This window comes from Haladaptatus sp. W1 (assembly GCF_001723155.1).
Classification (GTDB): Archaea; Halobacteriota; Halobacteria; order Halobacteriales; family Haladaptataceae; genus Haladaptatus; species Haladaptatus paucihalophilus.
Genome location: NZ_MEIH01000347.1, coordinates 1 through 19,623, shown reverse-complemented (window position 1 = coordinate 19,623; position 19,623 = coordinate 1). Strand labels below are relative to the sequence as shown.

Here is a 19,623-nt window from a genome sequence, read left to right as displayed (position 1 = left end):
AACCGCTTTTCGATGGAGCGGACGCCGGTCGCTAGCTCGTCGCGTTCGAAGTATACGCCTTCGAGGAAGACGAGGGTGACGGCGATGGCGAGGACGAGACAGAACACGCTGAACTCCTCGACGTAGAGGTGCCAGAGGAATATCGGGAGGAACACCACGGTGCCCACCAGTCCGACGAGCGGGATGGCGGAAACGAGGTCGTCGCGTTGCGTGTAGGCGAGGGCATTCATCGCGCCGAAGACGACGATGAACGACAGGGACGCGAACTCCGTGATGGCGGTGAGGCTTCCGTAAACCGTCAGCAGAATCGTCAGTCCGCCGATGACGAGCAGCGTTTTCGTCGGGACGCCCGTCTCCCGCGTCGGGGCGAGGCGGTCGGGGAGCAGGTCGTCCGTACTCATCCCTTTGGCGAACAACGCGGTGCTGAACAGGGTCGCGTTGATGGCGCTGGCGGTCGAGGCCACCGCCGCGATACCGATCAAGACGTAGCCGATTTTGCCGGAGAACTGTTGTGCGGCGAGTGCGAGCGCGAGGTCGGGGCTTTCGGCTACGGCGCGCTCTTCGACCACGCTGAGCGTCACGAAAGCAACGAAGACGTAGGCGAGCGCCGAAACGGGAATGGAGACGTAGACGGCTTTGCGGATGGTTTCGACCGGGTTTTCGATGCTCTCTTGGTCGTAAAAGAGGAGCTGCCAGCCCTCGAACGAGACGAACGCGACCGCGGCGGCGAGGACGGGAGCGTCCGGACTCCGAAGCGATTGTTCCACCCCGAATTCGAGTTGTCCGTGAGCGTAGCCGTACCAGACGCCGAGGAGGACGAACAGCAGGACGATGAGGAGTTTGAGGGCGACGAGGAGGTCCTCGACCACCCCGGACTCGTGGACGCCGAGGAGGTTGAGTCCGATGAAGCCCACGATGACGAGAAAGGACAGGACCGGACGCGACGGAAGCCCGAGGAACGGCAATCGGGTGATGTCGAAGATGGCACCGAAGTACGCGCCGAACGCGTAGGCGTACATCGCCATCGTGCCGATGTAGCCAACCAGCAGCGTCCAGCCGACCATTCCGGCCAGCGTCGGCCGGTGAAGGTAGACCTCGATGAAAGCGACCGCACCGCCGGACGCTTCGGTCGCCGAAGCCAGTTCGTTGAGTTTGACGTACGAATAGCCGGTCGCCATGACGACGATACCGGCGACGAGGTAGGCGACCCACGCGGTCGGCCCCGCAACCCGCGCCACGACGCCCAGTACGGCGAAGATTCCCCCGCCGATGATTCCGCCGAGGGCGAACGAGACCGCTTCCGTGAGGCCCAGTCGTTCCGTCACGATTCGTCGGGGAAGGTAACGCTACTCATCTGATTCCTCCCGTCGTCGCGTTCGATAGAGCGTGTAAATAACGTACGCCGCGATGAGCGTGACGAGGGCGCCAGCGATGCCGTCGCTCCAGAGAACGGCGTCCGAAACGAGGCTGGAGACGAGCGAGATACCGAGGACGACGAGCCCCAACAGGGCGATCATCCACTCGCTGACGAACGAGAGCGTCCGGCCTCGCAACAGCCCGACGACGTACAATCCCGCAAACAGGACGATAGCGATACCCAGCAACGCGTGGTCCGGGACGCGAAATTCCGATCCAAACGTGAGCGGCGAGACGGCGATCCACACGCCGAGGAGAACGAGAACGCCGTGCAACCAGACGAGTCTCCGGCGCTCGGGTTTTTCGAGTTGCGGAGTTACTGATGCAACACCCATTGTGGTCCCCCGTTTCCAGAGTATGGCGACGGCGGCGAGCACAATAAGCGTACGCCACGGTCCGAGACGGAATCCGGTTTCGAACCATAGCCGGGAAACGGACGGTTTCGAGCGGGATTACAACCGTTTCGTCATTCGGTGGCGTTTCGTCACGTAATCGTCGCGGCGGTAGAGCGACTGGGCGACGTGGTTGTCGGCGTGCACGTCGAGCGAGACGAACTCGCACCCCAATCGCCGCGCCCACGCCTCGGCGCGGTCGAGCAGGGCGCTCGCGATACCCTCCCGACGACGACCGCGGCGGACGAACAGGCCGTCGATGTAGCCCCGCGGACCGCGCGCGAACACCGGCGGCGAGGCGCGCTTTTCGACCGAGACGTAGCCGACCAACCCGTCGTCCTCGGCGACGAAGGTGGCGATGTCCGCGTCCGAGAAGCGGTCTTTCACGTACGAAAGGACGTTCACTCTGACGCCGCTATCCGCGAGCGTGTCGAAATCGTCCATCGCCGCCATCTCGCGGGCGAACGGGAGCCACAGGTCGTCCACGAACTGGACGAGTTCGGTCCCCCGCAGTCGCCGGATTCGCATCAGGTTCCCACCTCGAACCCGGCGTTCGCGGACTCGCGTTCCGCGAGATACTGTTCGACTTCCGGCCGCGCCGCCTCGCGTTTCTCGTGGTGTCCGCGCAGGAACGTTTCGAGGCGGTCTTTCGCAATCTGTTTCAATTCACCCGAGAGCATCGCACCGGACTCGTACTCCCGGCGGATGCGTTCGAGTTCGTCGTCGTCCCGGACGAGGTGGAAGGCGAGGAGTTCGAACACCATGTCCTCCTCGACGACGCCGCCCTTCTCGCGGTGTTCCGCGACGCTGGTCCGGCCGCCAGTCTTTGCCGCGTCGATTTTTCGTTTCGCCTCGGAAACCCCGTCCGTGAGCGCGATGTGGCTCCTCGGGTCCGACGAACTCATCTTCCCGCCCTGCAATCCGCGCATGAACCGATGGTACGTGCTGGCCGGTTTTAGGTACGCGGTCTCGCGGTAGCGACTCGCGACGTCCCGCGTCAGCCGAACGTGCGGGTCTTGGTCGATGCCGACCGGCACGACGGTCGGTTTCGGGCCGCCGTTCTCGGGCGCTTGCGGCCGGAGGATGTCGGCGTACTGGGTCAGCGCCGAGGCGAGTTTGCCGGGGTCGGCGGTGCCGTACGTCGCCTCGAACTCGTTTTGCGTGACGTACCGCGAGAACAGTTTGCTCCGGACGAGGTGGTCGTTGCCCGCCTCCGACTGGAAGTAGAAGTCGGTCGCGTCGAGGTCGAGCCCCAGCGCGACGTAGTTCAGCAGGTACTCCTCGACGACGAGTTCGCGGGCGTCGTCGATGGGGATGTCCCGCGTCGCGTAGGCTTCGATGTCCGCAGCACAGAGGGTGACCTCGGCACCCATCTCCTGAAACATGCGCACCTGTTCGAGCACCGCGAGGTGGCCGAAGTGGAAGACCCCGGAGGGCATCAGACCGGTCATGACCGCGAACGGGTCGCCCCTGTCGCGGGCGTCGAGGACGGTTTCGAGGTCGCGCTGGCCGAACACGATACCGCGGCGAACGAGGCGGTTGTCCGGCAGTCTGTCCGCGACCGATTCGATGGGTTCGATACCGAACTGCGCCATCGTCGCAGCGTAGTCGGCGACCTCGACGTCGCCCCACGGGTCGATGTCAGTCATCGGCCACCTCCTCGAAGTGAGCGGCGGCGCGACTGGCTATGGACGGACGATTGCGGGAGCGAAGCGGGAGAATCAGCGAGCTATGCCGTGGGCGGCCAAAATCGACCACCGGTAGTCGTGGATGAACTCATACCGGTTTCCCCTCCGAGAGTTGCGGGCAAAAGGGTTTCGCGGGTGTGTGATGTAATCACTCGCTCGGCAGCAGCGCGTACAGACCGAGCGCCACCGCCGACAGCGCGCCGAGGATGACGAAAGCGAGGTCGAAGCGGTTCGCGTCGGCGAAAAAACCCACGAACGTCGAGCCGAGCGAACCGACGAGGAAGAAGCCGGTTCGGATGAACCCCCACGCGGAGCCTTCGATGTGGTCGGGGAGCGCGCCGACGATGTAGGCGTTCGTGACGGCGTTGACGGCCATTCGCGTGCCGAGGATGCCGACGACGACGACGAGCGCGAGGGTCCCCGAGACGAGCGTGAGCGCGATGGGCGCGGCGACGCCGATGGCGGTGACGACGAGGAGGACGGGTTTGATTCCCAGTCGGTCGGCGGCGCTGCCCGCGACGATTTGGGAGGCGGCACCCGTGACGAACATGAACCCGAACAGCAGCGCGGCCGTCCCCTGACTGAGACCCTTGGTCTGGAGATACGACGGGAGGAAGGCCGTTATTCCCTGATAGACGAACAGCAGGATTGCGACTGAAAGGGTCGCGAGCAGGATGGAGCGGTCCGAAAGCGTCCCGAGGAGTTCGCGGAAATCCGGCAACGTCGCGGATTCGCCGCCGTCGGAAACGGCATCAGCGTCTGCGTTCGCATCCCCGTCAGCGCTCGACGCGTCGGCGTCGGAGCGCTCGGACGGGCGTTCGGGGACGACCCGCCACGCCAACGCCGCCATGACGAAGAACGGAACGGCCAACCCGGCGAGGATGGCCCGCCAGCCGACGGCGGCGACGACCGTCGCCGCGACGTTCGGGAGGAACGCGGAGCCGAGGCTGCCGATGGCCAGCGTGACGCCGAAGGCGGCACCGGCGTTCCGCGTGAACGTGCGCGAGAGGACGGTCCCGCGACTCGGGCCGTACAGCCCGGAACCGAGGCCGTAGGCGGCGCTGCCGACGAAGAAGACGCCGAATATCGGCGCGACGCCGAGGACGAGCATGCTCACACCCGACAGGCAGAGGCTCGCGGTCAACAGCGTCCGCTCGCCGAGTCGGTTGACCAACACCCCGGCGGGGAACTGCATCAGGGCGTATCCTATCCAGAGGGTCGTGATGGCGAGTCCGGCGAGCGCGTCGGAGATGTGAAACGTCGATTCGATTTGGGGCAACAACGTCGGAATGATGAACCGCATTCCGAGCGTGAACGCCCAGCCGATGGCGACGGCGACGAGAACCCACCCGCGACCGTCGCCGCGAAGCCCGCGCACCGTCTCCCGGAACTGCCGTGACAGCGAGCGATAGCGAGAGGACATCTGGTTGTTCGACCATCGTTCTGCGGCGGGTTAAACGAGCGGATGGCAACCAATCTGTCCGGTTTTTCGAATCGAAATGGTGAAGGGTAGAGACGAAGCGACTCGGACAAGTCGGGCAAATCGGGAAATAGGGTGCTCGGGCGAGTCGAACCGCGTCAGACCGTCAAATCGGCCCTTCGCAACCGCTGGGCGTTGACGGCGACGATGACCGTGCTGGCGGACATGAACACGGCACCGATGGCGGGCGAGAGGAGGATTCCGAACGGGGCGAGAACGCCCGCCGCGAGCGGGAGAGCGAAGACGTTGTAGCCCGTCGCCCACACGAGGTTTTCCTGCATCTTCCGGTAGCTCGCGCGGCTGAGCCGGACGAGTTTCACCACGTCGAGCGGGTCGTTCTCCACGAGGACGATATCGGCCGATTCGATGGCGACGTCGGTGCCGCTCCCGATGGCGATGCCGACGTCGGCGCGCGTCAGCGCTGGGGCGTCGTTCACGCCGTCGCCGACCATCGCCACGCGCTTGCCTTCGTTTCGGAGTTCGGTTATCCACTCGTCCTTCTCGTCGGGGAGCACCTCGGCGAAGTAGGTGTCGATGCCGAGTTCCTCGGAAACGGCGCGAGCGACGGCCTCGCTGTCGCCGGTCAGCATGGCGACTTCGATTCCCATCCCGTGGAGCGCATCGACGGCGCGTTTGCTGTCGTCCCGAACCACGTCGGCCAGCGCGAACGCGGCGACGACGCGTCCGTCGGAAACGAGGTAGACGACGGTGTGGCCCTTCTCCCCGGCAGTCCGTTCGAAGTCCGCCAGCGCGGAGGGACGGGGAACGTCGAGCAACGAGAGGAGATTCGGCCCGCCGACCATCGTTTCGCGGTCCTCGACGGTGGCACGGACGCCGCGGCCTTTGATGTTCTCGAAGTCGCTCGCGGTCGGAACGTCACCCTCGGGTGCGCGGCGTCGAATCGCCTGCGCGATGACGTGTTCGGAGTCGGCTTCGACGGCCGCCGCGACCGCCGCCGCACGGTCCTCGGTCCACCCATCGACGGTTTCGGCGGCGACGACGCCCTGTTCGCCCTCCGTCAGCGTGCCCGTCTTGTCGAAGACGACCGTATCGACGTTTCTGGCGTCCTCCATGGCGATGCGGTCGCGGACGAGCACGCCGTCATTCGCGGCCATCGAGGTGTTGATGGCGACGACGAGCGGAACCGCCAGCCCGAGGGCGTGCGGGCAGGCGATGACCAGCACCGTGACGACCCGTTCGACCACATCGAGGCCGAACCCGGTGGCGAGAACCCACGCGACCGCGGTGACGGCGGCGACGGCGAGCGCGACGTAGAAGAGCCACCCCGCCGCACGGTCGGCCAGCAGTTGCGTCCGGGATTTGCTCTCCTGTGCGTCCTCGACGAGTCGCACGATGCCCGCGAGGGCCGTCTCCTCGCCGGTCGCGTTTACCCGGACGCGGAGGCTTCCGTCACCGCTGTTGACGGTTCCGGCGATGACCTCCTCGCCGGGACGCTTTTCCACCGGGCGCGATTCGCCGGTGATCATCGACTCGTCGGCCGACGAGTCACCGCGTTCGACCACCCCGTCCGCGGGGATGCTCGCGCCCGGCCGAACGAGCACCTGGTCGCCGCCACGGAGTTCACCGACGGGAACCTCCTCGGTCGAACCATCATCGGCGATGCGCTCGGCCGTGTCAGGCAGCAGTCGCGCCAGTTCGTCGAGCGCACCGGACGCCCGCCGGACGCTCCGCATCTCCAACCAGTGGCCGAGCAACATGACGTCGATGAGCGTCACGAGTTCCCAGAAAAAACCAGTCGCCCCTGGGAGGAACAGAAACGCCGCGATGCTGTAGACGAACGCAACCGTGATGGCGAGCGAGATGAGCATCATCATCGCGGGGTCGCGGTTTTCGAACTCCACCCGCGCCATGGAGAGGAATGGAAGCCCGCCGTACGCGAAGACGACGACGGCGAGCACCGGCGTTACCAACTCGCTGCCGGGAAACCGAATCGCGGCGTAGCCGAGCGACTCCTGAACGAACGGACTGAAGTAGAGGACCGGCACCGACAGGGCGAGACAGACCCAAAATCGGCGCCTGAACGTGGTTTCGTGGCCGTGATGGTCGATACGAGCACGACGGCGCTCCTCGGACGCGAGCGACTCCCCGACGCGGCGTTCCTCGATGTGTGACATTCGTTCCCACCCCGTTCGAGGGTAAGTCGGAGAAGAGCATCAACTTGTTCGGCGAACGGACGAGACGGGGTTGGTCGCCGAGCGTATCACCCCATTTTCGGTGCCAATTCGGACACGTAACAGCATGGACACCAACGAAAGCGGAAGAGATAATCGGAGCGAGTCGCATATCCATACCCTACCAGAATGGCAGAGAAATCCTCCAACTCGTCGCTCAAATCGGTCTCCCGCGGTGCGTCCTTTTTCATGGCGGGAAAGGGACTCGACAACGCTCTCCGCTTCCTGCTGAACTGGATCCTCGTCCGTGGACTCGGTGGCGTGCTGTTCAGCGTCTACACGCTCGGGTTGGTCATCCTCACGTTCGCGCAGGTGTTCACCAACCTCGGGACGAATCAGGCCATCATGAAGTTCGTCCCGATGTACGAGAACGACCCGGCGAAACGACAGCGTATGCTGGGGCTGTCCTATCTCACGTCGCTGGTCGCGGGGGTCGCCATCGGGATACTCATCTACCTCCTCGCACCGTGGCTGACCGAGTACGTGGACCCGGCGTATAAGCCGTACTTCACGGACGTCGTGCGTCTGTTCGCGTTCCTACTCCCCCTCAACACGCTAATGAGTTGTTTCGAAAGCGTGTTCAAGAGCCTCGAAATCCCCGAGTATCAGATCACCATCCGAAACGTCCTGATTCCGTTCGTCCGCGTCGTCTCCGTCGGCATTGCGCTTCTCCTCGGTGCCGCGCTGATCGGAACGGTCGCCGCGACGGTGGTCGCCATGTGCATCACCTTCTGTCTCGCCGTATGGTTGGTGGTGACGCGGGCGGACATCACGCCGACGTTCCGTGGTGCGTCGCGCGAGGAACTCGTTGAGTTCTACGACTTCTCGCTCCCGCTGACGCTCAATCAGGCCGGACAGGTCCTCGCGAACAAGGTTGACCTGCTGATGGTGGGTTTTCTGGCGGGAGCCTACATCACCACGAAGGACGCCGTCGGGATTTACAAAATCGCCACGGTGCTCGGCGGCATCCTCCTCCTGCCGCTGAGCGGGTTCAACCAACTGTTCCCGCCCATCGCGTCCCGACTGTACAACGACGATAAGATGGATGATTTGGAGGCATTGTTCCGCCGCGTGACCCGGTGGACGTTCACGATGGGGTTGTTTCCGGCCATCGGGGCTGCCATCTACGCGCGCGAACTGCTGGTTCTGTTCAGCGATTCGTTTGCACAACAAGGAGTGGGCGTCCTGTTGCTGTTCGTCGTCGCACAACTCGCCAATGCGAGCGTCGGCCCGTCCGGGTACGTGCTCATGATGACCGACAACCACTACCTGACGGTCGCGAACCAGTGGCTGCTGGGCATCTGTAACGTCGTCCTCAACTACCTGTTCATCCGCGAGTACGGCCTCATCGGGGCCGCGCTCGCCACCGCGACGGTCATCGTCGCCATCAACGTCCTCCGCGTCGTCGAGGTGTGGTACACAGTCGGCCTGTTCCCCTACTCCCGAAAGTACGTCAAACCCCTCATCGCTGGAGCCGTGACGGCAGTCGCGATGCTCGGCACGAAATCCGTTCTCACCGGCTACGTGACGGGAATCGGGTCGCCCACAATCGTCGCGCTCGTGCAAGGTGCCGTCGGCGGACTCGTCGGTCTCGCGGTCTTCGGCGGCGCGCTCTACGTGCTCGGCATCGAGCAGGAAGACCGGGAGTTCATGACCGAGAACATCCCGACCTGAGCCGTTAGCCGCTGGTTTCGGTCCCCGACGTCGTGGTCGCCTCCTTCACCGCCGCTCGGCCGCCCATGGCCGTCGCTATCATCGAAAGGCCGCTCGTGAACAGGCCGATGCCGAACAGGAGTCCGACCGCCCACGCCGCGGAACTCGGGAACGAAAGCCAGACGAGGACGGCGACGAGCACCGACGCGACGCCGCTGACGGCGACCCACAGCCAGCCGCGTTCGGGACGGAGACGGAAGCCCATCGCCAGTTCAATGAACCCCTCGACGAGGAAGAACGCGATGAGCAGGAGCGTCAACGCGGTCAACCCCACGAGCGGGTTAAAGAGGAACGCGAGACCCCCGGCGGCGAAGATTATCGCCAAAATCAACTGGAAGACGAACCCCGTCCACCCCCGACCCGAAAACGCGTGGATGAGGTGGGCGACCGCGCCGACGATGAGATACGCGCCGAACAGGAAGGATAGCGTGATGCCGGTGAAAAACGGCGTCACGATGGCCAGCAGGCCGACGAGCGTCAGCACGACGCCCACCCCCATGAGAAGCCGCCACGTGTCTTGAATCGTGTTCGTGAGTTGTTCTCGCTCGGTGGCATCGACAGTGCTCATTGCTGGAAACCCCGAACGAACTACATCGGCATCCAGAATAAAGATGATGTCCTGACAGGAACGGGCGCGGAAAATTTTTCCCAAAATTCGATGAACGGTGGCCGGAAAATCCGAGACCGGTCGAACAAAGCCATAAATGCGCTCGTTCAGTAGGGACTGTCATGACGAACCGGATAACGGTGTCGCTTGACGACGAGGCGCAAGTCGCCTTGGACGAGCTCGTGGGGCAAGCCGAAAAGCCCCAGAGCGAACTCGTCAGGCAGGCGCTCGTGTTCTACGCCGCAAACTACGACGCCGCGACGGCGGAAGCAAGCCCGAACCTCGAAGCGTACCACCAGATGCTATCGAGCGGCGAACACGTCCTGCTTGACGTGGATTTCCTCCACTGCTTCCTCGATTACGTCGAAGACGAAACCGGCACGCCTGACCCGGACTTCCTCGAACTGGCCGATCAGGTGTCGAGATATCACGCGCGCGAGTACGAGCATCGGTTCGAAACGCTCGGCGAACTACTCAATTGGCTCTCATTTTGCGGCTTTCTGACAGTCCGCGAAACGCACGGCGACACGTATCACGTCGTGTTTCCCACCGAATCGGTCAAATGGTTCATGACACGGTTCGTTGAGCGGAGCGCCGCCAAACTGTCGTTTGAACTCGAACTTGAGGAGGGTGTCTCGAAGGTTCTCATGACGGAAGTTCGCTCCGAGGGATGAACCGATCCTACTTATTCATACGTTTTCATACTTCGTGATATACCAATACACACCGTTCTTAGCGGGGTTTTAAGTCCAAACTGTGGGTTGTGACGTCATAGCACGAAAACAACCATGAACATTATAGACAGACTACGGTCGATCGGTCCCGGCGCGATGGTCGCGGCGGCGTTCATCGGCCCCGGAACGGTAACGACCGCCAGCGTGACGGGCGCGGAGTTCGGCTATGCGCTCGTCTGGACCATCGTGTTCTCGATAGTTGCCACCATCATCCTGCAGGAGATGAGCGCCCGCCTCGGCGTCGTCTCCCGCCACGGACTCGGCGAAGCGCTGCGAGAACAGTTCGATAGCCCCCTACTGTCCTACGTCAGCATCGCGCTCGTCGTGAGCGCCATCGGTATCGGTACCGCCGCCTACGAGACGGGGAACATCCTCGGCGGAGCCGCGGGACTGGAAGGCATCACCGGAATTAGTGCACAGATTTGGGGGCCGGTCATGGGCATCTGTGCGGCCGCGCTCCTCTGGACTGGTCGCTACAAACTCATCGAAAAAGCCCTCGTCGCGCTCGTCGGAATCATGGCAATATCATTCCTCATCGACGCCATCGTCATCGGTCCTGACCTCGGCGCGCTCGCGATGGGCTTCGTCCCAAGCGTTCCCGAGGGCTCGACGTTTCTCATCACCGGACTCATCGGAACGACTGTCGTCGGCTACAACCTGTTTCTGCACGCCGGCAGCGTCCAAGAACGGTGGACTGGGCCGGGTGACTTGCCGGAGTCCCGCGCCGACACGATTCTCTCCATCGTCATCGGCGGGGCGATCACCATCGCCATCCTCGTCACCGCGGCGGCGGCGTTTCCCGTCGGAACGCAAATCGGTGACGTGAGTCAGATGGCCGAACAGATAGAACCGCTCGCCGGACCGTACGCGACAGTGCTGTTCAGCATCGGGCTCTTCGCGGCAGGGTTCACCAGCGCGACCACCGCGCCACTCGCGGGAGCGTACGCCACGGCGGGAGCGTTCGGCTGGGATACCGACCTCAAGTCGCCGCGGTTCCGTGCGGTCTGGGGAAGTATCTTGCTCATCGGCGTGGTGTTCTCCGCGGCTGGCTACCAACCGGTGCAGGCCATCGTCTTCGCGCAGGTCGCGAACGGAATCCTGTTGCCTATCGTCGCCCTCTTCCTTATCTACATCATGAATGACAGGAACATCCTCGGGGAGTACGTCAACGACACGGCCCAGAACGTCCTCGGAATCGGCGTCACCCTTGTCGTCGTCTGGCTCGGCGTCCGCGCGCTCTACTCGGTCGGACAAAATCTGGGAGTGTTCTGAATGGCAGGGACGACACGCGTCGGCGTCGACGTCGGCGGCACGTTCACCGACGTCGTTCTTCTCCTACCGGACGACGAACTCGTGACGGCAAAGGTACCGAGCACGGACGACCAGAGCGTCGGCGTCGTCCGAGGCATCGAAAAGGCCTGCGCCGAGGCGGGCATCGACCCGACGGACGTAGACGCGTTTACCCACGCGATGACCGTCTCCGTGAACGCCCTCCTCGAAGAGGACGGCGCGAAGACGGCCCTCGTGACGACACAGGGCTTCCGCGACGTGCTCGAAATCGGGCGGCAGGCCCGCCCTGACCTCTACGACGTGACCGTCGACAAACCAGCCCCGCTCGTCCCGCGACGAAGACGGTTCGAAGTCGTGGAACGGACGGGGGTCGACGGCGTGCTGACCGACCCCGAAGAGAACGAGATGCGAGAGATTGCCGAAAAAATCCGCGACTGCGGTGCGGAAAGCGTCGCGGTCTGCCTGCTCCACGCCTACCAGCACCCCGAAAACGAGCGACGGGTCGCCGATACCCTCCGCGAGGAACTGGACGTTCCCGTCTCCGCCTCGCACGAGGTGCTCGCGGAGTTCCGTGAGTACGAACGCACCTCCACGACCGTCGTGGACGCCTACGTGACGCCCGCCATCGACGCCTACATCGGTCGTTTGGAGGAGCGCGCCGGGGAACGCGGCGTCCCCGAACCGCGAATCATGCAAGCCAACGGCGGCATCGCGTCGGCGAGGACCGTCCGCGAACACGCGGTCACGACCACGATGTCCGGCCCGGCAGCGGGCGTCGTCGGCGCGGCGGAAACCGCCGGCGGGAACGACGTGGAGGGACTCGTCACCTTCGACATGGGCGGCACGTCGAGCGACGTGAGCCTCGTCCAGGACGGCGAGGTCGAACGGACGACGGACGCCGAAATCAACGGGCGACCCATCAAGACGCCAATGGTGGACGTGAACACGGTCGGCGCCGGCGGCGGGTCGATAGCGTGGGTGGACGCTGGAAACGCCCTCCGCGTCGGGCCGCGCTCCGCCGGTGCGAACCCCGGCCCGGCCTGCTACGGACGCGGCGGGACGGAGCCGACGGTGACGGACGCGAACGTCGTCCTCGGCTACATCGGGGGGAGTTCCGCGCTCGGCGGCGAACTCGAACTCGACGTGGAGGCGGCCCACGACGCGCTCTCACGGTTGGCCGACGAGGCCGGTTTGGACGACGCCCTCGCGGCCGCTCGGGGCGTCTTCCGGGTTGCAAACGCGAATATGGCGCGGGCGATTCGCGCCGTCACGGTCGAGCGAGGGCATGACCCGCGGGAATTCGGCCTCGTCGCCTTCGGCGGGGCGGGTCCAATGCATGCCGCCGCCGTCGCGGAGAGCCTTGACATGGAGACACTCGTGGTTCCGCACGCCTGCGGCGTGCTGTCCGCCTACGGCCTGCTCGCCGCGGACGAAAAGCACGATTCGGTCCGCACCCTCAGGAGTCCGCTCGCCGACGTCGCGCTCAACGACGTGGAATCGGCCTACGACGACCTCACGGACGGCGTGCTGTCGGACGTGGAACGCCCGGAGGAAGCGACGGTGCAGCGTGCCGCCGACCTTCGATTCGTGGGGCAAAGCTTCGAACTCACGGTTCCGGTAGACGAGGCATTCGACGCCGAGACCGTCGCCGAACGATTCCGGGACGCGCACGAAAACGCCTACGGGTACGTCATGGACGACCCCATAGAACTCGTGAACCTCAGAGCGACGGCGGTCGTCGGCCGCGAGTCGCCGTCGGTCACGTATCGGACGGAGGGAGAGACCGAGAAAGGACGCCGCAAGGCGTTCTTCGGCGACGGGTTCCACGATACGCCCGTCTTCGACCGGACCGGTCTCGGCGAATCGGATTCCATCAGCGGGCCGTGCATCCTCGAACAGAACGAGAGTACGGTGGTCGTTCCGCCGGGGTGGAACGGCACAGTGAACGCGGACGGGACGCTGGTCCTCGGGAGGGCTGGACGATGAGCGGCGATGATTCGACCTCCACTATCGACGCCGTGACGCTCGAAATCATGCGCAACCAGTTCGAGGGCGTCGCAGAGGAGATGGGACAGGTCCTCATCACGTCGTCGTACTCGCCGAACATCAAGGAGCGACGCGACTGTTCGACCGCGCTCTTCGACGCCGAAGGCCGTCTCGTCGCGCAAGCCGAACACATCCCGGTTCACCTCGGCGCGATGCCGGAGGCCGTGACCACCGTACTCGACTACGACCCGGAGCCCGGCGACGTGTTCGTCCTAAACGACCCGTTCGAAGGGGGGACCCACCTGCCGGACGTGACCATGGTGTCGCCGGTCACGGTCGACGGTGACATTCTCGGCTACGCCGTCTCCCGCGCGCACCACGCCGACGTGGGCGGGATGACGCCCGGAAGCATGCCTGCCGGGGCGCGGGAAATCTATCAGGAAGGAATTCGACTGCCTCCGGTTCGTCTCGTGAAAGGCGGCGACGTAAACGAGGACGTGATGAGCCTCCTCCTCGCCAACGTCAGGAATCCCAGCGAGCGCCGGGCGGACATCCGCGCGCAAATCGCGGCGAACGACCGGGCGGAAGACCGACTCCAGGACCTCGTGACTGAACACGGACGAAACCGCGTCGTCGCCGCCTTCGACGCGGTGATATCGTACTCGCGCGACCGACTGCTCGCGGAGCTCTCGGAGCTGCCGAACGGGACCTACAGCGCCCGCGACGTGCTGGAGGGCGACGGCGTGACGGACGAGGAGATTCCCATCGAGGTCGCGGTGACGATACGCGATGAGGGGATTTCCGTGGACTTCGCGGAAACTGCACCGCAGGTAGCGGGGAACGTCAACGCGCCGCTCGCGGTTGCAAAGAGCGCCGTCTACTTCGTGATTCGGTGCGTGACCGACCCCGAGATACCGCCGAACGGTGGCTGTTACGACCCGATATCCGTCTCGGTCCCCGACGGGTCACTGTTGAATCCGCGGCCGCCCGCGGCGGTTGTGGGCGGCAACGTCGAAACTAGCCAGCGAGTCACAGACGTCGTGTTCGCCGCGCTGGCCCACGCGGTCCCGAACCGCGTGCCAGCGGGCGGACAGGGAACTATGAACAATCTCACCATCGGGAGCCGTGATGGGGGCGCGGACGGCTTTACCTACTACGAAACCATCGCGGGCGGGTTCGGCGGCCGCCCGACGAAGGACGGGATGGACGGCGTACAGGTCGGGATGACCAACACGCTGAACACGCCCGTCGAATCGCTCGAAGCTGAATATCCGCTGTTCGTCGAGGAGTACGCCCTCCGCGAGAACAGCGGCGGGCGTGGACGGTTCCGCGGCGGCCTCGGCGTCGTTCGCTCCGTCACCGTCGAAATCGACGCGACCGTCTCGCTCCTCACCGAACGGCGGCGAGTTGCACCGCGCGGAATCGCCGGCGGCGCGGACGGCACCACCGGACGCAACGAAATCGACGGCGAGAGCGTTCCGGCGAAGACGACCCGTGACGTGGCGGCCGGGACGACGGTCACCGTGCTGACACCGGGCGGCGGCGGGCACGGACCCGAAGCGGAACGCGACCCGGACGCCATCAAAACCGACCGCGAGGACAGAAAAATGGAGTGGGACGAATGATTGCGCGAACGCGGCACTCAAACGAACCGACACGAACGAGGTGTCTCTGATGTTCGGGTGGCGTGCCAGACTCGGACTCGTCGTTCCGTCCTCGAACACGACCGTCGAAACCGAGTTCGGCCGGGGCGTCCCGGACGGCGTAAGCGTCCACACCGCTCGAATGCCGCTCGAATCGGTCACTGTTGATGAGTTGGACACGATGGCCGACGACGCGGTGGACTGCGCGGAGCGGCTGTCCCACGCAGATGTCGATGTCGTCGCCTACGCCTGTACGACAGGGAGCCTGCTCCACGGGCCGGGGTTCGATACGGAACTCGAAGCGTCGCTGTCCGAGACGGCGGATGTTCCCGCAGTCGCGACAGCATTGTCGGTGAAACGAGCGCTCTCAGCCCTTGACGCCGATCGAATCGCGGTCGTAACGCCGTATACCGACGAACTGAACGACAGGGAGGAGTCGTACCTGCGCGACGAAGGGTTCGACGTGGTGAAACTCCGCGGCCGAGGTATCAAAGCGAACACGGCTATCGGGTCGCTGTCCCCGGAAGACGCCTATCGACAGGTTCGAGGGGCAGTCCCGGACCCCGACGCCGTGGACGCCGTGTTCGTCTCGTGCACGAACTATCGAACGTTTCCCGCCATCGAGTCACTCGAATCCGACCTCGGCATGCCGGTCGTGACGAGCAATCAGGCGACGTTGTGGGACGCGCTTCGACGAGTGGGGATTCGCTCGACCGTTCCCGGAGCCATAGGAGCGGACTGAACGAACCGCCGAGGCGAACGCTGACGAGACACGAGACGACGAGGACGCGCTCGAAATCGGTGTCGACAACGTGGTGCCGACGATTCGCTCGCCGAAACCAAAACGGAGCAAAATCACCGAGAACTCACGAGGGCGACCGGACACAGCACGTTTTTCAACACGTACTCGGCACGGTGGCCGAGGAACGCGCGTCGAGACAGCGGCCTGAGTTCGCTCCCGAGTACGACCAAATCGATGTCATTCTCCGCAGCTCTCTCCGCGATGGCACGGGTCGGGTGTTCACTGACGATGACGTCCGTCAACACCGATGCACCGAGTCGGCGACCGAGCGCGAGAATCGTCACCGCCGTGACGAGCGCGAGGTCCCCGTCGAAGGTCGTATCGACCCACCGAATCGAACGTGCGACGAACCGACGGCCCACCGTAAACGAGAGCCCGAGAAAGACGGCGAGAAACAGAACGGTTACGCCTGCCCCCCGCTTTGACGTGCGAGTCCGGCGACGACCGCAAGGAGAATCCAGCCGACGGTATCGTTTATCATTCCGGCCGCGATGGTCAACTGACTGATTTCGCGCTCGATAACGTTCAAATCGAGAAGGATTTTGGCGATGACCGGAATGGCGGAGATGCTAAGCGCGGTTGCGATGAACAGACTGAACACGACTCGGCTTCCGTCCGCGAGGAAGGCAAGAGGGAGAACCCACGCGATAGCGAACCCGAACGCAAAGGGAACGACGATACTCGTGCTGGCGATTGCCGTCGCTCGCCCGGCGCGACTGGCGATGAGGTCGAGGTCCGTCTCGAACCCCGTGATGACCAAGAGCATCACCAACCCCAACCACGAGACGGCTTCGAGGAGGTGATACTGCAATGGAGTCGGCGGAAAAAGGGTGAGAAAGGCCGTCGGTGCGAGGTTTCCGAGCACCGATGGCCCGAGGACGATACCGGCGAGCAACTCGCCGAGAACGGACGGAAAGTCGAACATGCGTGCGAGTTCACCGAGGGCGCGAGCGGTCAGCAACAGCATGAATAGCTGTCCGAAGAAAATGAGGAGTTCCTCACCCGTCAACGGCGGAAGTACACCGCCGTTCGAACCGACCCACGCAATGAACTCATCGCTCACATCGATGGAAGCGCCAACTATCCCCGTTTGTCACTTCTCGTTCAACAGGCGGCATAAATAGCCTCGGGCGGCACGGAAGATTGCATCTGAACGATAAAATTTTCGACTTGTCAATATTTTTCGCGTGCTATCGTCAGGGAATAGATTGTTATCCCTCGAAATCGGATGGACGGTATGAGCAGACGAGTTGGTCGCCGTCAGTTTCTCTCCGGTATCGGTGCGTCCATCGGTTTCTCCAGCGTTGCGGGTGCCGGTAGCGTCCGAAAAGTCGGGCACAACGCACAAACCAAGCGGCAACGGGAGCTGAATCTCCCTCCAGAAACCGACGCTCCCGTGGACGTCCGCGGTGCGATTTACCTCCCCGCCCGCGCGTTTAACCGCTATCAGATGTGGAACGAGTACGACCCAGACATAATCGAACGCGACTTCGGCTACGCGGCGAGCCTCAACCTGAACGCCATCCGAACGTGGCTAAGCTACGAATACTGGCTCGTCGAACCCGAAGACCACATGGAATCGCTCGAACACCTGTTGGACACCGCCGACAAATACGACATGCGCGTCCTCCTCGGCCTGTTCGACAGCGTCGGACTCGAACCCACCTTCGAAAATCTCGTCCACGACAACGTGGAAACCGCCGTCCAATCGTTCTCCCCCTCCACCCGTACGATGGGAACCAAATCCATGTGGGACAAGCCGCGCGACTTCATCATCTCGGTCATGCGGGAGTACCGGGACGACGAGCGTCTCCTCGCCATCGAGCTGACGAACGAGCCCGGATGGAACCACAAGGACATCCGATTTTTCAAGCAGATAGTGAACACAATGACGCACTATCGCGGTGAAATCCCCCTCTCCGTCGGTTCCACCAGCCTGGCGAACAACGCCCAGTATCTCGACTGGGGCATGGACATCCTCCAGTTCCACTACAACTTCGCGCGGAGTCCGGCGCTCTACAACCGCGTTCTCCGGCAGGCGAACAATCTCCAAGAAAAACTCGGAAAACCGGTGTGGCTCTCGGAGTGGCAGCGGATTCGGCCCGGAAAGTCATTTTTCGCCGATGTCGACGGCAACGCGGCCGTCCCCGACTACTCCTCGCTCGCCCCCACCATTCGAACGTCCGGCATCGGGAACTTCTTCTGGTCGCTCATGCTCAAGCCCGCGTTTTCGCTGTACATGCGACGAAACGGCGTCCTCAACGGCCTCTTCCACGAAGACGGTGCGGTGTGGAGTCTGGACGACGCTCGCGCCATCAAATCCATGTCCGGCGACCCGGAATACGACGGAACCGAACGCAAGGAGTACCCAGACTGGGCCGCCAGCATCAAAAAACGGAAGAAACGAGCACCGGGCGACGAACAGCCCGTCTAGCTCGACACCTGTCCGCGTCCCCGCGTGCTGTTCAACTGATTTTCGTAATAGTGGAGCGTCGAATAGTCCACATTCTCGCTCCGGTTATCGACGAGAATACCGAACAGGTTCCGCGCCGAGCGAGAGTGTTCGATACTCACGTTGGAACTGTTCCAAACCGTGATTCCCTCCGTGCTTCGAACCGCGCTCACGTTTCGAACCGTCACCGACGACGCGTTCGAGACGTGAATCGCACGATTCCAACGAACCACCCGAACCGAATGGATCGTCACGTCCGAGACGCCGCTCGCGTTATCGACGAGAACACCCGTCGTATCCGTAACACCCCGTCCCTTAATCGTGTGACCGGAGCCATTCACCGTCACGTGACTCGCGTTGATCACGAGACAACTTCCCGTCAACCCAGTCGCACCGCCAAAATCGTCCGCCAAAACGTAGTTTCCCGGCTTCGAAATCTTCTGACAATGCTTCACCTGTTTCGGTGGCGTGGAGTTAGACTCATGGTTTCCGCCCAACGGAAGGTCCACGAAATTGATAGCGAGCGCAACCACTACCAACAGGACCAACGGAGCGACGATGAGAGCTTTCCGATTCGTAGAATCGATGGAGACCATTCCTACTTCTACCCTTCTCGAGACAGATTATTAAAGGCCAATGGACCGCGAAATTGTCATCTTCGTCTCAGTGTCCGCTTTTTGAAAGTATGCGCAATACGCATAGAAACAAATCATTACCAACGACGTGTCATCGAGAACGATTACAGAGACGTGTCTATCGGCCGGATAGAAATAGCAAAACCCGCACAGAGCGATCGCTCCGTGCGGGTAATGAATGCGAGTATGAATGGGAGGCGGCGAATCGGATTTCCCAGAGGCTCGCGCACTCCAGTACTGACCGAAACGCAGATAGGCTTAACTTCCGTGTTCGGGATGGGTACGGGTGTCGCCCTATCGCTCTGGCCGCCTTAACGTCAACTCACGGAATCGAACCGTGACAGGGATACCAATCGTTGATGGTTCGAACGAACCGTAATGTACGTGCAATCCAGTATACGCCTGGACTCACACACGAGAGTGCGTGTGAAACCAGTATGCGGTATGATTGTGTGGCGTCGATCTGTTAGTACTCGCGGACTGAACGCCTCGTTGCCTCGGCGCGTACATCCCGAGCCTATCGAACTCGTCTTCTACGAGTGATCTCGGTGATACTTCTTTTCCAAGTGGGTTTCGAGCTTAGATGCGTTCAG

Annotated in this window: 18 protein-coding genes and 2 rRNA genes; 8 read left to right on the top strand and 12 right to left on the bottom strand. The window is 63.1% G+C overall.

Annotated elements, in window-relative coordinates; translation table 11 throughout:
- The 4 genes from BG842_RS20480 to trpS all read right to left on the bottom strand — a co-directional run.
- The coding region (locus BG842_RS20480; protein WP_069452238.1) for an APC family permease at positions 1-1,325 on the bottom strand (1,325 nt) is incomplete at its 3' end.
- A gap of 21 nt (positions 1,326-1,346) precedes the next feature.
- A complete protein-coding gene (locus tag BG842_RS20475; protein ID WP_254663336.1) occupies positions 1,347-1,751 on the bottom strand; it encodes a hypothetical protein in 405 nt (134 codons plus the stop codon).
- Positions 1,752-1,868: 117 nt separating this feature from the next.
- Positions 1,869-2,336 (bottom strand): GNAT family N-acetyltransferase, encoded by a 468-nt coding sequence (locus BG842_RS20470; RefSeq protein WP_007980524.1) that lies wholly within the window; start codon positions 2,334-2,336, stop codon positions 1,869-1,871.
- Positions 2,336-3,457 (bottom strand): tryptophan--tRNA ligase, encoded by a 1,122-nt coding sequence (gene trpS / locus BG842_RS20465; protein ID WP_069452236.1) that lies wholly within the window; start codon positions 3,455-3,457, stop codon positions 2,336-2,338. Before trpS ends, BG842_RS20470 begins: the two co-directional genes overlap by 1 nt.
- Between trpS and BG842_RS32600 the strand changes: the two genes are divergently transcribed.
- Complete coding sequence (locus tag BG842_RS32600) at positions 3,447-3,572, top strand: hypothetical protein (RefSeq protein WP_256388560.1); 126 nt, start codon at positions 3,447-3,449, stop codon at positions 3,570-3,572. The two genes, trpS and BG842_RS32600, sit on opposite strands and share 11 nt — an antisense overlap.
- Positions 3,573-3,644: 72 nt before the next feature.
- Here BG842_RS32600 and BG842_RS20460 read toward each other — a convergent pair whose 3' ends face one another.
- Together BG842_RS20460 and BG842_RS20455 are read right to left on the bottom strand one after the other, a co-directional pair.
- Positions 3,645-4,919, bottom strand: a complete 1,275-nt coding sequence (locus tag BG842_RS20460) for an MFS transporter (RefSeq protein ID WP_069452235.1) — start codon at positions 4,917-4,919, stop codon at positions 3,645-3,647.
- A gap of 155 nt (positions 4,920-5,074) precedes the next feature.
- Complete coding sequence (locus BG842_RS20455) at positions 5,075-7,111, bottom strand: heavy metal translocating P-type ATPase (RefSeq protein ID WP_217493355.1); 2,037 nt, start codon at positions 7,109-7,111, stop codon at positions 5,075-5,077.
- A 186-nt stretch (positions 7,112-7,297) separates the two neighbouring features.
- On the opposite strand from BG842_RS20455, the gene BG842_RS20450 reads away from it, so the two are divergent.
- Positions 7,298-8,842 carry an oligosaccharide flippase family protein gene (locus tag BG842_RS20450; protein ID WP_069452234.1) on the top strand — a complete coding sequence of 515 codons (1,545 nt, stop codon included), beginning with the start codon at positions 7,298-7,300 and terminating at the stop codon, positions 8,840-8,842.
- 4 nt (positions 8,843-8,846) lie between these two features.
- Here the strand turns inward: BG842_RS20450 and BG842_RS20445 are convergent, their stop codons facing one another.
- The gene (locus BG842_RS20445) at positions 8,847-9,449 is read right to left on the bottom strand and encodes an HdeD family acid-resistance protein (protein ID WP_069452233.1); all 603 of its coding nucleotides are present in this window, start codon (positions 9,447-9,449) and stop codon (positions 8,847-8,849) included.
- Between the two features lie 161 nt (positions 9,450-9,610).
- Here BG842_RS20445 and BG842_RS20440 point away from each other — a divergent pair, with 161 nt between their 5' ends.
- The 5 genes from BG842_RS20440 (at position 9,611) to BG842_RS20420 (ending at position 15,883) form a co-directional block, all read left to right on the top strand.
- Positions 9,611-10,162 (top strand): ribbon-helix-helix protein, CopG family, encoded by a 552-nt coding sequence (locus BG842_RS20440; protein ID WP_069452232.1) that lies wholly within the window; start codon positions 9,611-9,613, stop codon positions 10,160-10,162.
- A gap of 114 nt (positions 10,163-10,276) precedes the next feature.
- Positions 10,277-11,494 carry an Nramp family divalent metal transporter gene (locus BG842_RS20435; RefSeq protein ID WP_069452231.1) on the top strand — a complete coding sequence of 406 codons (1,218 nt, stop codon included), beginning with the start codon at positions 10,277-10,279 and terminating at the stop codon, positions 11,492-11,494.
- On the top strand, positions 11,495-13,498 hold the full coding sequence (locus BG842_RS20430; RefSeq protein WP_069452230.1) for a hydantoinase/oxoprolinase family protein: 2,004 nt from the start codon (positions 11,495-11,497) through the stop codon (positions 13,496-13,498).
- Positions 13,495-15,123 carry a hydantoinase B/oxoprolinase family protein gene (locus tag BG842_RS20425; protein WP_069452229.1) on the top strand — a complete coding sequence of 543 codons (1,629 nt, stop codon included), beginning with the start codon at positions 13,495-13,497 and terminating at the stop codon, positions 15,121-15,123. Before BG842_RS20430 ends, BG842_RS20425 begins: the two co-directional genes overlap by 4 nt.
- Before the next feature lie 49 nt (positions 15,124-15,172).
- Positions 15,173-15,883, top strand: coding sequence for an aspartate/glutamate racemase family protein (locus BG842_RS20420; protein ID WP_069452228.1), 711 nt, complete (start codon positions 15,173-15,175; stop codon positions 15,881-15,883).
- Between the two features lie 113 nt (positions 15,884-15,996).
- Here BG842_RS20420 and BG842_RS20415 read toward each other — a convergent pair whose 3' ends face one another.
- Both BG842_RS20415 and BG842_RS20410 read right to left on the bottom strand, forming a co-directional pair.
- A complete protein-coding gene (locus BG842_RS20415) occupies positions 15,997-16,305 on the bottom strand; it encodes a universal stress protein (protein ID WP_069452227.1) in 309 nt (102 codons plus the stop codon).
- 41 nt (positions 16,306-16,346) lie between these two features.
- Positions 16,347-17,006, bottom strand: a complete 660-nt coding sequence (locus BG842_RS20410) for a cation:proton antiporter (protein ID WP_069452226.1) — start codon at positions 17,004-17,006, stop codon at positions 16,347-16,349.
- A 174-nt stretch (positions 17,007-17,180) separates the two neighbouring features.
- Here BG842_RS20410 and BG842_RS20405 point away from each other — a divergent pair, with 174 nt between their 5' ends.
- Positions 17,181-18,377, top strand: coding sequence for a glycoside hydrolase (locus BG842_RS20405; RefSeq protein WP_254663335.1), 1,197 nt, complete (start codon positions 17,181-17,183; stop codon positions 18,375-18,377).
- Here BG842_RS20405 and BG842_RS32025 read toward each other — a convergent pair.
- The 3 genes from BG842_RS32025 to BG842_RS20390 form a co-directional block, all read right to left on the bottom strand.
- Complete coding sequence (locus BG842_RS32025) at positions 18,374-18,760, bottom strand: right-handed parallel beta-helix repeat-containing protein (RefSeq protein WP_254663334.1); 387 nt, start codon at positions 18,758-18,760, stop codon at positions 18,374-18,376. The two genes, BG842_RS20405 and BG842_RS32025, sit on opposite strands and share 4 nt — an antisense overlap.
- Before the next feature lie 462 nt (positions 18,761-19,222).
- Positions 19,223-19,344, bottom strand: a 5S ribosomal RNA gene (gene rrf / locus BG842_RS20395).
- A gap of 132 nt (positions 19,345-19,476) precedes the next feature.
- Positions 19,477-19,623 (bottom strand): 23S ribosomal RNA (locus BG842_RS20390); the annotation flags it as partial.

Coding starts and splice junctions, on each gene's coding strand:
- BG842_RS20475 (WP_254663336.1), bottom strand. CDS start 1,751: ATGGGTGTTGCATCAGTAACTCCGCAACTCGAAAAACCCGAGCGCCGG.
- BG842_RS20470 (WP_007980524.1), bottom strand. CDS start 2,336: ATGCGAATCCGGCGACTGCGGGGGACCGAACTCGTCCAGTTCGTGGAC.
- BG842_RS32600 (WP_256388560.1), top strand. CDS start 3,447: ATGTCAGTCATCGGCCACCTCCTCGAAGTGAGCGGCGGCGCGACTGGC.
- trpS (WP_069452236.1), bottom strand. CDS start 3,457: ATGACTGACATCGACCCGTGGGGCGACGTCGAGGTCGCCGACTACGCT.
- BG842_RS20460 (WP_069452235.1), bottom strand. CDS start 4,919: ATGTCCTCTCGCTATCGCTCGCTGTCACGGCAGTTCCGGGAGACGGTG.
- BG842_RS20455 (WP_217493355.1), bottom strand. CDS start 7,111: ATGTCACACATCGAGGAACGCCGCGTCGGGGAGTCGCTCGCGTCCGAG.
- BG842_RS20450 (WP_069452234.1), top strand. CDS start 7,298: ATGGCAGAGAAATCCTCCAACTCGTCGCTCAAATCGGTCTCCCGCGGT.
- BG842_RS20445 (WP_069452233.1), bottom strand. CDS start 9,449: ATGAGCACTGTCGATGCCACCGAGCGAGAACAACTCACGAACACGATT.
- BG842_RS20440 (WP_069452232.1), top strand. CDS start 9,611: ATGACGAACCGGATAACGGTGTCGCTTGACGACGAGGCGCAAGTCGCC.
- BG842_RS20435 (WP_069452231.1), top strand. CDS start 10,277: ATGAACATTATAGACAGACTACGGTCGATCGGTCCCGGCGCGATGGTC.
- BG842_RS20430 (WP_069452230.1), top strand. CDS start 11,495: ATGGCAGGGACGACACGCGTCGGCGTCGACGTCGGCGGCACGTTCACC.
- BG842_RS20425 (WP_069452229.1), top strand. CDS start 13,495: ATGAGCGGCGATGATTCGACCTCCACTATCGACGCCGTGACGCTCGAA.
- BG842_RS20420 (WP_069452228.1), top strand. CDS start 15,173: ATGTTCGGGTGGCGTGCCAGACTCGGACTCGTCGTTCCGTCCTCGAAC.
- BG842_RS20405 (WP_254663335.1), top strand. CDS start 17,181: ATGAGCAGACGAGTTGGTCGCCGTCAGTTTCTCTCCGGTATCGGTGCG.